Here is a 15,213-nt window from a genome sequence, read left to right on the forward strand (position 1 = left end):
GCGTAAAGCGACGCCATAGATTGTAGCCAAGCCACAGGGCCTATCTGCAAGCCACTGTTTTCATTGCTGTAACAACCAAGAAAACTGCTCGCCAACCCCCTTCGCCGCTTTACAGTTGATACTCGGCGTCCGGCCGTGCACCGGCAATCGCCATGTCGACCGCTTTTCGCGTCAGCTGCGGCGCAAACAGTTCGATGAATTCGTATTCGTAGCGACGGATGTGGTTGCCGCGGCGCAGTCCGATGCGCGTGGTGTTCGAACCAAAGAGATGTTCGGCGGGCAGCGCCTGCAGACCGGCGTCACGGGCAGCATCGAAAGCCATGCTGGCGATGATGCCCAGGCCCAGGCCGAGGCTGACGTAGGTCTTGATGACGTCGGCGTCGATGGCGGTGAGCACGACGTTGGGTGTCAACTGCGCCAGCTCGAAGGCCTTGTTGATGCGCGAGCGACCGGCGAAGGCGGAGTCGTAGGTGATCAGCGGCCAGCGTGCCAGCGCCGTCAGCGACAAGGACTTCTCGCCAAGGATAGCATGCCCGTCGGGGGCGATCACGCAGTGCACCCATTGGTAGCAGGGGAGCATCAGCAACTGCGGGTACTGGTCGAGGGCTTCGGTGGCGATGGCGATGTCGGCCTCGCCCTTCAGCGCCCATTCGGCGATCTGCGTCGGATGCCCCTGGCGCAACGACAGCCGTACGCGGGGATGGCGCTCGACGAACTGCTTGACCACGCCGGGAAGCGCGTAGCGCGCCTGCGTGTGCGTCGTGGCGATGACCAGGCTGCCGGAGTCACCGCCGGCATACTCCTCGCCGACGCGACGGATGTTCTCGGCGTCGCGCAGGATGCGCTCGGCGATTTCGAGCACCGCCCTGCCCGGCTCGGTGACCGCCGTAAGGCGCTTGCCACTGCGTTCGAAAACGATCACCCCGAGTTCGTCTTCGAGCAGCTTGATCTGTTTGGAGATTCCCGGCTGCGAGGTATACAGCGCCGCCGCGGCCTCGGAAACGTTGAGGCCACGCTGCGCCACTTCGACGAGATAGCGAAGTTGTTGGAGCTTCATTGCCGCCTTTAATTGCTATTGGTTATAACAATCTAACTGAATATTCTTTTTCGATCAAACCGCCTGCTGCTACCATGCGCGCTCGTTTTCGCTATGGCTCATTGCTGATGGACTGGATGTTCACCCTGTCGGGCTTTGTCGTCGGCGCCATCGTCGGGCTCACCGGCGTCGGCGGCGGCTCTCTGATGACGCCGCTGCTGGTGCTCGTCTTCGGCGTTCACCCGGCAACGGCCGTCGGCACCGACCTGCTTTACGCGGCAATCACCAAGGCCGGCGGCACCTTCGTGCATGCCAAGAAGGGCCACGTCGACTGGCGCATCACGCGCCTGCTGGCGAGCGGCAGCATTCCCGCCGCACTGCTCACCGTCTGGGGGCTGTCGTTCCTGCCCAAGCAGAGCGCCGAGGTTTCGCACGTCATTTCGGTTTCGCTGGGGATCGCGCTGCTGCTCACCGCCGGCGCGATCATCTTCCGCCACCAGCTGCAGACGCACGCGCTGGCACACGCCGACGACGGTGCGCACACACAGCTTCGGGCGCCGATCACCGTCGCCTTCGGTGCGCTGCTCGGCGTCCTGGTCACCGTGTCATCGGTCGGTGCCGGCGCGCTCGGCGTCGCCGTGCTGTTCTACCTTTACCCCCGGCTGCCGACGATCCGCATCATTGGCAGCGATGTCGCGCACGCCGTGCCGCTGACCCTGGTCGCCGGCCTCGGTCACTGGCTGCTCGGCAGCATCGACTGGTCGTTGCTCGGCAGCCTGCTGCTCGGCTCGCTGCCCGGGATCTGGCTCGGCAGCCACGCCTCGGCAAAAATCCCGGACCGTATTCTTCGCCCCATTCTGGCGTGCATGCTGCTCCTGATCGGCGGCAAGCTGATCGCCCAGTAGATGCCCGTGCCCGGCCTGGCCCACGCAGTGGCAGGCATGGCTTCATTTATATAAGGAGCGACCCATGTATCGCTACGACAGTACTGACCAACAACTGATCAACGAGCGGGTAAGCCAGTATCGCGGCCAGATGGAACGTCATCTGGCCGGCGAGCTCTCGGAAGACGAGCTGCGTCCGCTGCGCCTGCAGAACGGGCTGTACATCCAGCGGCACGGCCCGATGCTGCGTATCGCCATCCCCTACGGCATGCTCTCGTCGGCGCAGCTGCGCAAGCTGGCCGAAATCTCGCGCCGCTACGACCGCGCGGTCGGGCACTTCACGACCCGCCAGAACATGCAGCTCAACTGGCCGCAATTCGAGGAAACGCCGGAAATCCTGGCCGAGCTGGCGAGCGTCGAAATGCACGCCGTGCAGACCTCGGGCAACTGTATCCGCAACATCACCAGCGATCACTTTGCCGGCGTCGCGCCCGACGAACTGGTCGACCCGCGCCCGTACTGCGAACTGCTGCGCCAATGGTCGACTTTCCATCCGGAATTCGCCTTCCTGCCGCGCAAGTTCAAGATCGCGGTCAATGCTGCGGCGCAGGACCGCGCCGTGATCCGGGCGCACGACATTGGCCTCGAGGTGGTCAGCGACGAGCGCGGCGAGATCGGCTTCAAGGTCCTCGTCGGCGGCGGTCTCGGGCGCACGCCGATCCTCGGCAAGGTGGTTCGCGAGTTTCTGCCGCGCCGGCACATCCTTTCCTACCTGGAAGCCATCGTGCGCCTTTACAACCGCTACGGTCGCCGCGACAACATGTACAAGGCACGCATCAAGATTCTCGTCCAGGCGCTCGGGATCGACGAGTTTGCGCGCCAGGTGGAAGCCGAGTGGGCGCATCTGCGCGACGGCGAGACGACGGTCACCGACGCCGAGTTCGACCGAATTGCCCGCCATTTCGAGCCGCCGGCCTGGGAGACGCTGGCCGCCGAAGACCCCGTGCATAGTGCCCGTCTGCATACCGACAAGGCCTTCGCCAACTGGGTCAAGCGCTGCGTGCACGCCCACAAGACCCCGGGCTACGCCGCCGTGACGCTGTCGCTGAAGGCGCCGGGAGTCGCTCCCGGCGACATCAGCGACGTCCAGATGATCGCCGTCGCCGACCTTGCCGATCGCTTCAGCTTCGGCGAACTGCGCGTCAGCCACGAACAGAACGTGATCCTCGCCGACGTCAAGCTGGGCGACCTGCATGAAGTCTGGCAGATTGCGCGCAGCCAGCGCCTGGCAACCGCCAACATCGGTCTGCTGACCGACATGATCTGCTGCCCTGGCGGCGACCTCTGCTCCCTGGCCAATGCGCGCTCGCTGCCGATCGCCGAGGCGGTGAACGACAGGTTCGACGACCTCGACTATCTCTACGACATCGGCGACATCTCGCTCAACATCTCCGGTTGCATGAACTCCTGCGGCCACCATCACGTCGCCAACATCGGCATCCTCGGCGTCGACAAGAATGACGAGGAGTGGTATCAGATCACCGTCGGCGGCCAGCAGGGCAACGGCGCGACGATCGGCAAGGTCATCGGCCCCTCGTTCTATGCGCAGGAAGTGCCGGAGGTCATCGACGCGCTGATCGCCGTCTATCTCGAACAGCGCACCGCCAGCGAGCGCTTCATCGACACCTGGCAGCGAGTCGGTGTCGAGCCCTTCAAGGCGCGCGCCTACGCCGGCCGCGACCGTCGCCGAACCGCCAAGGTCGCCGGCACGGGCAGCAACGCAAAGGAAATCGTCAATGCCTAGGATCATCAAGAACACGCAGATCGTCGACGACCACTGGCAGGTGCTGACGCTGGCCGAGGGCGAGACGCCGGAAAGCGTCACCCTGCCTGCCGAACCGACGCTGCTGCCGCTGGCCGTGTGGCTCGCGCGCAGGGACGGGATCGCCGCCGCCCGCCTACCCATTGGCGTCTGGCTCGACGCCGGCGAGGGCCCGGAAGCGCTGGCTGACGACCTCGACCGATTGGCCGTGATCGGCGTCAACTTCCCGAAGTTCACCGACGGCCGCAGCTACTCGAGCGCCCGTCTGCTGCGCGAGCGCTACGCCTACAAAGGCGAGATTCGCGCCCTCGGCGACGTCCAGCAGGATCAGCTGTTCTTCATGCGCCGCTGCGGTATCGACGCCTACGCACTGCGCGCCGACAAGGACCTCGAAAAAGCGCTGGCCGGCCTGGCGGTGTTCAGCAACACCTACCAGGCGGCGGTCGACCAGCCGCAACCGCTCTTCCGGCGGCGCCCGGAAAACGGCAAGGAGGCGGCATGAACCACCTCGGCAAGCTCGACGACCCGGCGCTGCTCGACGCGCTGGCGAGCAAGGTCGCCGACGCGCGCCGCCTGCTGCGCGAGATCGCCGACGACTTCTCGCCAGCGGCGTTCGCCAGCAGTCTCGGTGGCGAAGACATGGTGCTCACCGACCTCATCGTCCGTGATGCACTCGCCATCGAGATCTTCTCGCTCGACACCGGCCGCCTGCCGGCCGAGACCTATGCGCTGATCGCCCAGGTGAAGAGCCATTACGGCCTGGCGCTGCGCCTGTACTATCCACGCCACGACTTGGCCGAGGCGTGGACCCGTGAGCACGGCATCGACGCTTTTTACGAGTCGGTGGAGCTGCGCAAGGGTTGCTGCCATTTCCGCAAGGTCGAACCGCTGCAGCGCGCGCTGGCCGGCCGCAAGGCCTGGATCACCGGCATGCGCGCGCAGCAATCAGCGACCCGCGAAGGCTTGCCGGTGCGTAGCTTCGACCCTGGCAGCGGCGGTTTGGAGAAATTCAACCCGCTCACTGCGTGGAGCGAACGCGAAGTCTGGGCCTACCTCAAGCAGAACCAGGTGCCGTACAACGCCCTGCACGACCAGTTCTACCCGAGCATCGGCTGCGCGCCGTGCACGCGCGCCATCACGCCCGGAGAAGATGTGCGCGCCGGCCGCTGGTGGTGGGAGAATCCGGAATCGAAGGAATGCGGCTTGCACATCAAGCGCGCCTGACACCCGCCAAAACAAACAATCGATGAATCACACAGGTCAATCATGAGCAGCGCAGCACTCTCAAGTGTCACCCTATCCCATCTCGACTGGCTCGAATCCGAGGCCATCCACATCATGCGCGAGGTCGCCGGCCAGTGCAGCAACCCGGTGCTGCTTTTTTCCGGCGGCAAGGACTCGATCTGCATGCTGCGCATCGCCGAGAAAGCTTTCCGCCCGGGCCGCTTCCCGTTCCCGCTGATGCACATAGATACCGGCCACAACTACCGGGAAGTGACCGCTTTCCGCGACCAGCGCGCGGCCGAACTCGGCGAGCGGCTGATCGTTCGCTCGCTCGAGGACTCGATGGCGCGCGGCACGGTGGTGCTGAAATCGGCCGACGAACCGCGCAACAAACACCAGTCGGTGACGCTGCTCGAAGCGATCGAGGAGTTTGGCTTCGACGCCTGCATCGGCGGTGCGCGCCGCGACGAGGAAAAGGCGCGCGCCAAGGAACGGATTTTTTCCTTCCGCGACGAATTCGGCCAGTGGGACCCGAAGAACCAGCGCCCCGAGCTCTGGGATCTCTACAACGCACGCAGTTTCAAGGGTGAAAACATTCGTGTCTTCCCGATCTCGAACTGGACAGAAATCGACGTCTGGCAATACATCGAACGCGAGCAACTGGCGCTGCCGTCGATCTATTTTGCCCACCGCCGCCCCATCGTTCGCCGCAGCGGCGGCCTGCTGCCGGTGACCGCGGTGACACCCGTCAAGCCCGGCGACGTGGTCGAGGAAATGATGGTTCGCTTTCGCACCGTCGGCGACATCACCTGCACCGCGCCGGTCGAGTCGGAAGCCGACAGCGTCGCGGCGATCATCGCCGAGACGGCAATCACGACGATCACCGAGCGTGGCGCAACCCGCCTCGACGACCAGACCTCGGACGCGTCGATGGAGCAACGCAAGAAGGAAGGCTATTTCTGATGTCCGCAATCGACCCCATTGAACCCATGCAAGCATTCTCCCTGGAAGACGTCCCCGACAACGGCCTGCTGCGTTTTCTGACCTGCGGCAGCGTCGATGACGGCAAGAGCACGCTCATCGGCCGCCTGCTCTACGACAGCAAGACGATCCTCGCCGACACCCTGCACGCCATCCAGCGCACATCCGAAAAGCGCGGCCTCGACGTCGTCGACCTGTCGCTGCTCACCGACGGCCTGCAGGCCGAGCGCGAACAGGGAATCACCATCGACGTCGCCTACCGCTACTTCACCACCGGCACGCGCAAGTACATCATCGCCGACGCCCCGGGCCACGAGCAGTACACGCGCAACATGGTCACCGCCGCGTCGACGGCCGACCTGGCGATCATCCTCATCGACGCCCGCAAGGGCGTTCTCGCGCAGACCCGCCGCCACTCCTATATTGCGCACCTGCTCGGTATTCCGCACGTCGTCGTGGCGGTGAACAAGATGGACCTGGTCGACTACTCACCGGAAGTCTTCGCCCGCATCAAGGCCGACTACCTGGCCTTTGCCGGCAAGCTGGGAATCGAGGACGTACGCTTCATGCCGATGTCGGCGCTGCACGGCGACATGATCGTCGATCGCGGCGAACGCCTCGACTGGTACGCGGGGCCGAGCCTGGTCGAGGTCCTCGAAACGGTGCCGGCGGTGCATAGCGCGCACGCCGAGAAATTCCGCTTCCCGGTACAATACGTGTGCCGTCCGCAGGACTCGGCGAACCCGGAGCTGCACGACTACCGCGGCTTCATGGGCCGTGTCGAGTCCGGCGAGCTGGCCATCGGCGACGCGGTGACGGTGCTCCCGTCGGGGCTGGAAACGCGCGTCAGGGACATCCAGGTTCTCGCCGAGTCGGTGCCGCACGCGGTCGCCGAGCAGTCGGTGACCATCCTGCTCGACGACGAGATCGACATCTCGCGCGGCGACATGATCGTCAAGAGCGGCGAACTGCCGACGGTCAGCAAGCAGATCGACGCCATGCTCTGCTGGCTGGCCGAAGCGCCGCTCGACCCGCGCCGCAAGTACCTCATTCGTCATACCACGCGCGACAGCAAGGCGATGCTTGCCGGCATCGATTACCGGATCGACATCAACACCATGGAACGGCAGGCTTCCGAGCGCCTGGCGATGAACGACATCGCCCGCGTACGCTTCAAGCTGGCGCAACCGATCTTCGCCGACCCCTACGCGGAGAGCCGCGGCACCGGCGCGTTCATCGTCATCGACGAGTCGTCGAACAACACCATCGGCGCCGGCATGATCGTCTGATCGGCACGCGCCAGTCATCTGGCGCGTCCTCCCGGCGAAAATCGCAGCCGCGTTTGACCCGAACGCCGACGCCACCGATACTTCATAGGGTTCAGCGGTGTACGGGTCGCTGAAACGTTCGGTCGGCGCGCGACCGTTTCTTCGCGAGGCTGCTGCGGCCATGGATATTCACGGAAAGCCGATCGCCGAACGCATCGACTGGCTGTTCGGTCTGGCCGACCGCCATGCAGCGATGTACCGCAGCCCTGAAGCCTGGCTCGCCCGCCAGCGCTATCAGGCCGAGCATCCGACGGCAATCGCCGTCCTCAAGTGCATGGACGGGCGCATCAACATCCCGGTGGCGACCAACACGCCGGTCGGCCTGCTGATGCCCTTTCGCAACCTCGGTGGAATCTTCGACCTTGGCTGGCCGCACCTCGGCGAAGTGCTCGCCCACCATGTCCAGCGCGTGGTCAGCGCCGGTCGGCATGTGCTCTTCCTGGTCACCTACCACTATTCGCAAGGCGAGCCGAAGCGCGGTTGCGCGGGCTTCGACTACGACACGGCGGCGGCGATCGCCCACACCTACGAGATACGCCGCCAGGTCGAACACATTTTCGGCGGCGATCATGCGACCGTCTATCCGCTGGTCTGTGGCTTCGAGACCGACGAGGACGCCCTGGTGATCCACGGCACGGCGGGCGAGCAGCTGCACCTGGCGAACCTGACGGCCGCCGACCGGACGACGCTAGAACAGCGCCTTGCCGCCCTGCTGCCCGACATGCCAGCGCAGATGCGCGCCGATCTGCTGCCACTGCTGCACGGCAATCTCGAACATGTCGAGAGCGTACGCTCGCAGATCCGCAGTCGCGAGCGCCTGCTGGACATCGAGCACCGCGAGTGGACGATCTGTCTGGGTCGTGGTTTCGACTTCCTGCACACCCCCAACGTGGCCTTGATCATCGGCCCCTACAGCCCCAACCTGGACGTTCCGATCCGCAGGGCGGCCAGCATCATCGAGGCCAACATGCAGGCCGGACGCATCCCGGACGATGGTTTTCTGCTCCTGGCGTCGGTGCCGTACGAGGAGATCGGCGTCGACCGCGCCCGCGCCGAGCTCAAGTCGAGCTTCCTGTCGAGCTTCGCGGCCGACGTCATTCGCCGTGAATTTCCCCGACTGGGCGGGCAGATGACGACGCGCACGGCAGTCCTCGACTGGCGCTCGCGAACGCTGGAAGCGATCGCCAGCAAGCAGTAGCCGAGTTGGCCGGCCGCCGAGCCATGGCCAGCGAACCGACAGCGAGGCGGCAAGCTGTTAGAATCGCGGCCTTTCCCTGTCGGCCTTGCCTACCATGTCCCAGAATTCACGCCTGATCTTCGGTTTTCATTCGACGCTCGCCAAACTGCGTCACGACCCCGGTGCGATACGTGAAATCTACGTCGACGCGGCGCGCCATGACGCCCGCCTGCGCGATCTGGTTCGCCACGCTGAGTTCGCCACGGTGCGCGTGCTGCCGGTGGACAGCGCACGCCTGCAGGCAATGGCGCCTGGCGCCCGCCACCAGGGAGTGATCGCCACCGTCGACGCGGCGCAGCGACACGTGACCCTCGACGACGTTCTCGACACCCTCGACGAACCGGCCTTCCTGCTCGTTCTCGACGGCATTCAGGATCCGCACAACCTCGGTGCCTGCCTGCGAGTGGCCGACGCCGTCGGCGCGCACGCGGTGATCGCCCCCAAGGATCGCGCGGTCGGCTTGACGCAGACGGCGGTGAAGGTCGCCAGCGGCGCCGCCGAAACGGTGCCCTACGTCACGGTGACCAATCTTGCGCGCACCCTGCGCGAGTTGAAGGAACGGGAAATCTGGGTCGTCGGCACCGATGCCGACGCCGACGATGACCTCTATACCGCGCAATGGCCAACGGCCTGCGCCTGGGTGCTCGGCGCCGAGGGCGACGGCCTGCGCCGCCTGACCCGTGACACCTGCGACCAACTGGTGAACATCCCGATGCTCGGCTCGGTGGCCAGCCTCAACGTCTCGGTGGCCACCGGCGTATGCCTCTACGAGGCACGCCGCAGACGCGCGCCGGGCAGTACTCGCGGCCCGCTCAGCCCCACCAGTCCCAGCGCCTAAGTCTTGTACGAGTACCGGTAGACGTAGCCCTTGTAACCGTAGCGGTAACGCTGGCGGCTGACATTGAGGTCGTTGAAGACGAAGCCCTTGACCTCGACGCCGGCCTGATTGAGGCGCTTGACCGCCTGCTCGAGTTCGCGGATCGGGTGTTTTCCTGAGCGGGCGACCATCAGCGTCGCGCCAACATGACGACCGATGATCGCCGCATCGGAAACGGCCAGCACCGGCGGCGCATCGACGATCACGGTGTCGAAACGTTCGCCGAGTTCTCTGAGCAGCGTGGCAAAGCGCTCGTGCATCAGCAGTTCGGAAGGATTCGGGGGAATCTGGCCGGTCGACACCACGCACAGATTGGCCACCGAGGTCGTTTTCAGAACGGCGTCCAGTGCGGCCTGCCCGGCGACGTACTCGGAGACGCCCAGCGCGCGCTCCCTGCCGAACTCCTTGTGGATATGTCCGCGACGCAGGTCGGCATCGACGATCACCACGCGCTTGCCGACCTGTGCCAGCACGACGCCCAGGTTCTTGGAAATGAAGCTCTTGCCCAGACCGGGGCTCGAGCCGGTGATCAACAGCGAGTTGCGTTGTGCGTCAAGCAGCGCGAAGTGGAGCGTCGTACGCAAGCCGCGCAGGCTCTCGACGGCGTCGTCTTCCGGAAACGAGACCGCCAGCAATTCGCCGACGCCGGATTTCGACTTGCGCTGCAAATCGATTTCCATCTTGCTGTGCGGCACCGTGGCATAGACCGGCAGGCCGAGCTGCGACTCGATGATCTCCGGGTCCTCGACGACGACGCGCAAGGCGCGAAGCAGCCAGATGATGACCATGCTGAACAGCACGCCGAGGAGCAGCGCGATGCCGAGAATGGCAATCGGCTTGGCGCCGACCGGTTGGCGACCAACGGCCGCAGAATCGATGATGCGCACGTCGCCAACGGTCCCGGCCTTTGACACGCGCAACTGCTGGGCGGTATTGAGCAGCTCGGTATACAGCCGGTTCGAGACTTCGACGTCGCGTGCCAGGCGCAGAACCGTCTGCTGCGTATCGGGCAAGGCCGCCACGTCGGCGTCGAAGGCCTTGCGGCGCTCATTGAGACGCTGCAGCTTGTTGTCCACCGCCTGAATCCTGGGGTGTTCCGGAGTGAAGTTCTGGCGCAGTTCGTCACGCTCCTGCTTGAGCAGTACGGCGGCGTTCTCGACCTCGACCAGGGACTTCAGCACGCTTTGCGTCTCGAGGCTCAAATCGAGCGAGCCGCGACTCTGGCGATAGTTGTTGTATGCGGCCTCGGCGCTGTCTACCTGTGTCTTGAGCGCAGGCAGCTGGGTTTCGAGAAAGGCCAGCGTCTTCTCGGCTTCGGCCGAACGGCGTTCGACGTTCTGGCGAAGGTAGGTATTCATGATGTCGTCGAGGACGATGCCGATCTGCTCCGGGTCGCCACCCGTCAGGCTGAGCTCGAGGAGACTCGATTTCTTGCCGCGTTCCTTGACCGAGTAGTTCCTGCGCAGATCGTCCACGGCGGTCTCGGCGGAGAGTTTCATCAGCCGGAAGCGCGTCCCCGGCCGCGCCTTGAGCTGGGCGACGAAGATGGAGTAATCCTGGCCAATGGCACGTTTTCCGACCTGGCCCTTGAGGACAGACTGCCCGTCGCCATCCATCACTTCGAAGCCACCCTCGTCACCGGCGACGAGGGTCAGCTGATCGTCCAGCGCCCGTGCCGGAACCTCGAGCGAATCGACCTGGATGCGGTCGCCGCCCCAGGAAAAGCTCGACAAACCCAGCCACGGGGAATTCGGATCGTCACCGTCGTAGCGCCGGCTCAAAGCACCGCCAATCAACGGAAATGTTCGCGGAACGGCAACGATGTCCAGCTTGAGCTTCTTGACCACCCGGCCAAGGACCATCCGCGAGCTGAGAATCTCGAGTTCGGCGGATACGCTCGTCTCGTCACCGAGCAAGGGCTGCAAGGCCTTGAGAGAGCCCATTCCGGAACTTTTTTCTTCGACCTGCAAGAGGCCATCCGCCCGGTAGATCGGCTTGGCGACAAACACCCAGGCCAGGCCGAGGACGAGGGCAAACAGGGTCACCGCGGCAATCAGCCAGCGATAATCCATGAGCACGGCGATGATCTCGCCAAGCGCCAGCCCCTCGTCGTCGTCTTCCGGGGACGTCTGCTGCAGCGACTGCGTTTGCGCCTGGGCGCCTGACCTGCCCGGGACGCCGGGTGCGTTGAAAGGGGTCTGTGACTGGTCGTTATCCATGGATCGTCCGTGATTGCCGCCGCCGAAGTTGGCTGGGCGGCTCAGCGTGATAGGCAGGCTCTTGGGGGCCGGTCAGCCGGCGGCTGTGCATGCCCCCTGTCCGGCGGTGAAAGGAAAGACGGTCAGGATCAGTACGGCGGCTGTTTTCCGCCGAAGAGCGGGTACTGCGTCTGACTGGTCAAATTGAGCATTGTCGCCGTCGGCAGAATGTTGGAGATCACGCGCTGCCAGCGAACGATTGCCGCGGCATCGACATAGACCACGTCGCGCGGACGCAGCGGGAAGCGGTCGGCGAGCAACATCGCGTCGGGAAGACGGGAATCGAGATGGAAGAGCTCGGGAGTTTCGCTATCGCCGCGCATGACGTAGATCCAGCGCGGGTCGGAGGTCGCCTGGTTGATGTAGCCGGCGTCGCTGAGCGCTTCGGCGAGCGTCGAGCGTTTCTTGTTCATCACTTGCGAGCCGGGCCGGACGACTTCGCCAAGAACGAAGATCTTGTTGAAACTACGGTCGGCAACATTGATGATGTCGCCGTGCTCAAGCAGGGCATTCTGTGCCGTCGCCCCATAATCGTACATCGCCTGGATATCGACCAGGTAGGTGGTGCCGCGCCGGGTGAGCAAGACGCGGCTATAGTCGGCCTCCGGCGTGAAGCCACCGGCGCGGTTGACGGCCTCGACGACGGTCATCGGAATATCGGTCACCTGCTGGATACCCGGTTTCGCCACCTCGCCGACGACATACACCTGCTGACTGCGAAAAGCGACCATGCGCACGTCGAGCTGAATCTGCTCGATGTATTTGGCCAACTTGGCCGACAGCAGCTTGCGTACCTCGCTGGTCGTCTTGCCCTGGACGTTGAGCACGCCCGCGTACGGGAAGAAGATCGTCCCATCGTCGGCGACAACGGTGCCCGCCTGCTCGGCAGTGCGGAAGCTGCCGGCCGGAATCGTCAGCTCGGGGTGATCCCAAACAATGATCGAAATGATGTCGCCAGGCCCGAGCCTGTACTCGGGCGTCAGCCTGCCGTCGCCGCTGCCGGGACGCGGCGCGTCTTTCGTCGCCACGCCGGCGACGCTGGTGCCGTCGCCACGCGGCGGCCGCGCCGCTTTGAACATGTCGACGATCAGTTCGGCGGTAATCGGCTTGATCTTGACGTTCGACGGTACCAGTGCGTCCCCCTGCTGGACCGGTAACATCACCGCGGACTCCTCGCGGTTGCTGTAGCTCTGGTTGCCCGGAACAAGGCTACAGCCAGTCATAGCAATGGCGGCAAGACCAATCAGGAGGCGCCGGATTCGATCCGGCACCGCAAGCGACAATTTCATGGGTAGCTCCTCGTTTCTATTCGTACGTGCTCTCGCCGACGCGTCCGGGCAACAAAGCGCCGCGAAGTGTACCTCGCGAGCGAAGGCGCCGCAAACGCAGCCGCCAGCTCTGCGCCGTGTCTTCCGATCCGACAGGTCAGAACGCAGCGCAAAACACGGCGCCGATGCTCTTGGTGATGGGGGAATCTCTGAATCACGCCCGCAGGATAACGCCGTTCGGGGTGATTCCGCGTGCTCTATTTCACGTCCCTAGGCAATGGCGGACGCCACTGCTCGGCCTGTTCAGCCGAGTTTCGTGACCCAGGGCTCGACAGCGGCTTCGATCAGACGCAGCGCTTCCGCGTGCGCTTCGTCCCCACGCCGATAGGGATCGGGGATTTCGGTATTTGTCCAGTGCCCGAGCAGGAAGGTCTTCCCGCGCGCAGCGGGGTCCAGCGCCAGAACCGCGTCGCGATGATGTGGTTCCATTACCAGCACCAGTTCGGCCCAGCGCAGGAGTTCGCGGGTCAACTGGCTCGCCCGGTGCGCGCTGAGGTCAACGCCGCGCGATTGCATCATCGAGCAGGTCGTCTCCTCGGCGGGATGATTGACCAGCGCACCGATACCTGCTGACTGAGCCTCAACGGGTCGACCGACCTGCTCGATGCGTTGGCGGAGAAAAAATTCGGCCGCCGGGCTGCGGCAGATGTTGCCGGTGCAAACGGTAAGAATTCGATTGAACACCTCAGCCCCCCATCACGCCGGAGGAATGCTGACTTCGAACCCCACTCCGCTGGGGCCCAAGGTCCCACCACCGCGCTCCATCGAGTAGAGAAGGGTGCTGCGCGCAGAGCGCCGTTCGCGGCCACGTTGGCCAACCGTGGTGCCGCCTGCCGGAGGACTGCTGCGCAGGTCGTTCTCGCTCTGGCGGCAAATGAACAGGCGAACCTCGACATCGCGCTGCCCAAGCAGGTGTTTCTTGATTGCCGATGCGTCACGCTGAACTTTGCCGATCAGGCGCTCATCGCCATTCACCGGAACGTGCACCACGCAGTAAACGTTGCGGCCGTCGCTCGCGGCGCGGTCTGTCTGGTAGACGCTCAACTGGTAGTCATAGCTGGTGGCACTCAACTGCTCACCGATCAAGGCAAGCAGCTCGGGGAACTTCTCCTTGCCAACGTAGCCGACAAAAATGCCGCGGACCTGAACCGAAGGAAGGCCAAAGGCACGATTGATCCGGCGCAGTCCGGGCACCAGCCGCCATGGGCGCAGGATGACCAGGAAGTAAGCGACAAAGACACCCACGAATAGCCAGAACATCAGATACTCGGGAACCTCCAGCAGCAGGCCACCGACGCCCACCAGACCCAGGAAAAGCTGCGCGAAAGCGGCAAACGCGACGACATCGCAGACCCGGTAGCCGGCACGAACGAAGAGGTGGTGCAAGTGATGACGGTCGGGTCGGAACGGCGACTTGCGCAGCCAGATGCGGCGCAGCATGACGCCAACCGTATCCATCAGCGGCAGCGCAAACAGCCACAGAGCGGTCACCGGGGTCATCGCTGGCGAGTCGCCCTGCGACAGGGCGATGAACAGCCACGCAAACAAGAAACCGAGCACCATGCTGCCGTTATCACCGAGAAACACCCGCGCCCGACTGTTCCCCGGATAGCGCAGGTTGTAGTACAGGAAGCCGGCAAGGCCGGCGATCAGCGCGACGATGAGAACCGCATAGGCGCTTTGGCCCGCGATAAGGGCCACCATCCCGGCAAGCACCAGGCTGACCAGGCTTATCGAGCCCGACAACCCGTCGATCCCGTCGATCATATTGACGGCATTGATCAAGCCGACGGTGGCGAAAACGGTCAGTGGGATGGACAGCAAACCAAGCTCGAACTGCACGCCGGGAAGAAGCTCTCCGAAAGACAGCAGTTCGACCCCACCAAAAAACACCATTGACAGGGCGACGGCCGCCTGAACGACAAAGCGCAGCTTGAAGCTGAGGTGCACAATGTCATCGGCAAAGCCGGTCAGAAAGAGGATCAGCGCACCAATCAAAATGCCCTGCAGGGGGGAAAGGGCAAGACCGCCGAACAAGGGGTCAAGGAGAAGGAACAGGCTGAGCAGGACGGCAACGATGCCCACCCCACCGACGAATGGCGTGCTCGCCTCGTGCTGCTTGTGCCCCCCCGGGCGGTCCACGATCCCCAGGCGATCGGCCAGGTCCGCACCCAGCCGGATGGCCACACCGGAAATCAATAAACAGGCGCAAAACAACAGGGCCAGTTCCATGGCCAC

At 64.3% G+C, this 15,213-nt stretch carries 13 protein-coding genes; 8 read left to right on the plus strand and 5 right to left on the minus strand.

From position 1 onward, the window contains the following. Positions 1-109 precede the first annotated feature (109 nt). Positions 110-1,057, minus strand: a complete 948-nt coding sequence (locus QZ613_RS09125) for a CysB family HTH-type transcriptional regulator (protein WP_043569491.1) — start codon at positions 1,055-1,057, stop codon at positions 110-112. 107 nt (positions 1,058-1,164) lie between these two features. Between QZ613_RS09125 and QZ613_RS09130 the strand changes: the two genes are divergently transcribed. The 8 genes from QZ613_RS09130 (at position 1,165) to rlmB (ending at position 9,350) form a co-directional block, all read left to right on the plus strand. Beyond that, a complete protein-coding gene (locus tag QZ613_RS09130; RefSeq protein ID WP_291866893.1) occupies positions 1,165-1,941 on the plus strand; it encodes a sulfite exporter TauE/SafE family protein in 777 nt (258 codons plus the stop codon). 64 nt (positions 1,942-2,005) lie between these two features. Further along, complete coding sequence (locus tag QZ613_RS09135) at positions 2,006-3,724, plus strand: nitrite/sulfite reductase (RefSeq protein ID WP_043569493.1); 1,719 nt, start codon at positions 2,006-2,008, stop codon at positions 3,722-3,724. After that, a complete protein-coding gene (locus tag QZ613_RS09140; protein WP_043569495.1) occupies positions 3,717-4,244 on the plus strand; it encodes a DUF934 domain-containing protein in 528 nt (175 codons plus the stop codon). The genes QZ613_RS09135 and QZ613_RS09140 overlap by 8 nt, the downstream gene beginning before the upstream one ends. Beyond that, on the plus strand, positions 4,241-4,966 hold the full coding sequence (locus tag QZ613_RS09145; RefSeq protein WP_043569497.1) for a phosphoadenylyl-sulfate reductase: 726 nt from the start codon (positions 4,241-4,243) through the stop codon (positions 4,964-4,966). The genes QZ613_RS09140 and QZ613_RS09145 overlap by 4 nt, the downstream gene beginning before the upstream one ends. 42 nt (positions 4,967-5,008) lie before the next feature. Then, positions 5,009-5,929 carry a sulfate adenylyltransferase subunit CysD gene (gene cysD, locus QZ613_RS09150; protein ID WP_043569499.1) on the plus strand — a complete coding sequence of 307 codons (921 nt, stop codon included), beginning with the start codon at positions 5,009-5,011 and terminating at the stop codon, positions 5,927-5,929. After that, positions 5,929-7,236 carry a sulfate adenylyltransferase subunit CysN gene (gene cysN / locus QZ613_RS09155; protein ID WP_291866872.1) on the plus strand — a complete coding sequence of 436 codons (1,308 nt, stop codon included), beginning with the start codon at positions 5,929-5,931 and terminating at the stop codon, positions 7,234-7,236. Before cysD ends, cysN begins: the two co-directional genes overlap by 1 nt. Before the next feature lie 160 nt (positions 7,237-7,396). Beyond that, positions 7,397-8,473: a carboxysome shell carbonic anhydrase domain-containg protein gene (locus QZ613_RS09160; RefSeq protein WP_291866869.1), complete on the plus strand. Its 1,077-nt coding sequence runs from the start codon at positions 7,397-7,399 to the stop codon at positions 8,471-8,473. Positions 8,474-8,567: 94 nt separating this feature from the next. Beyond that, entirely contained in the window at positions 8,568-9,350 is a 783-nt protein-coding gene (gene rlmB / locus QZ613_RS09165) for a 23S rRNA (guanosine(2251)-2'-O)-methyltransferase RlmB (protein WP_043569501.1), read from the plus strand. Here rlmB and QZ613_RS09170 read toward each other — a convergent pair. From QZ613_RS09170 to QZ613_RS09185, 4 genes are all read right to left on the minus strand, one after another. Further along, positions 9,347-11,608 (minus strand): polysaccharide biosynthesis tyrosine autokinase, encoded by a 2,262-nt coding sequence (locus QZ613_RS09170; protein WP_291902701.1) that lies wholly within the window; start codon positions 11,606-11,608, stop codon positions 9,347-9,349. The genes rlmB and QZ613_RS09170 overlap by 4 nt on opposite strands. A gap of 128 nt (positions 11,609-11,736) precedes the next feature. Then, on the minus strand, positions 11,737-12,936 hold the full coding sequence (locus tag QZ613_RS09175) for a polysaccharide biosynthesis/export family protein (RefSeq protein WP_291902703.1): 1,200 nt from the start codon (positions 12,934-12,936) through the stop codon (positions 11,737-11,739). A 282-nt stretch (positions 12,937-13,218) separates the two neighbouring features. Beyond that, the gene (locus QZ613_RS09180) at positions 13,219-13,659 is read right to left on the minus strand and encodes a low molecular weight protein-tyrosine-phosphatase (protein WP_043569506.1); all 441 of its coding nucleotides are present in this window, start codon (positions 13,657-13,659) and stop codon (positions 13,219-13,221) included. Between the two features lie 12 nt (positions 13,660-13,671). Continuing rightward, on the minus strand, positions 13,672-15,207 hold the full coding sequence (locus tag QZ613_RS09185) for an MraY family glycosyltransferase (protein WP_291902705.1): 1,536 nt from the start codon (positions 15,205-15,207) through the stop codon (positions 13,672-13,674). Positions 15,208-15,213: the final 6 nt, after the last annotated feature.

The sequence above is a fragment of the Candidatus Accumulibacter sp. ACC005 genome, assembly GCF_907163215.1.
In the GTDB taxonomy this organism is placed as follows: domain Bacteria; phylum Pseudomonadota; class Gammaproteobacteria; order Burkholderiales; family Rhodocyclaceae; genus Accumulibacter; species Accumulibacter regalis.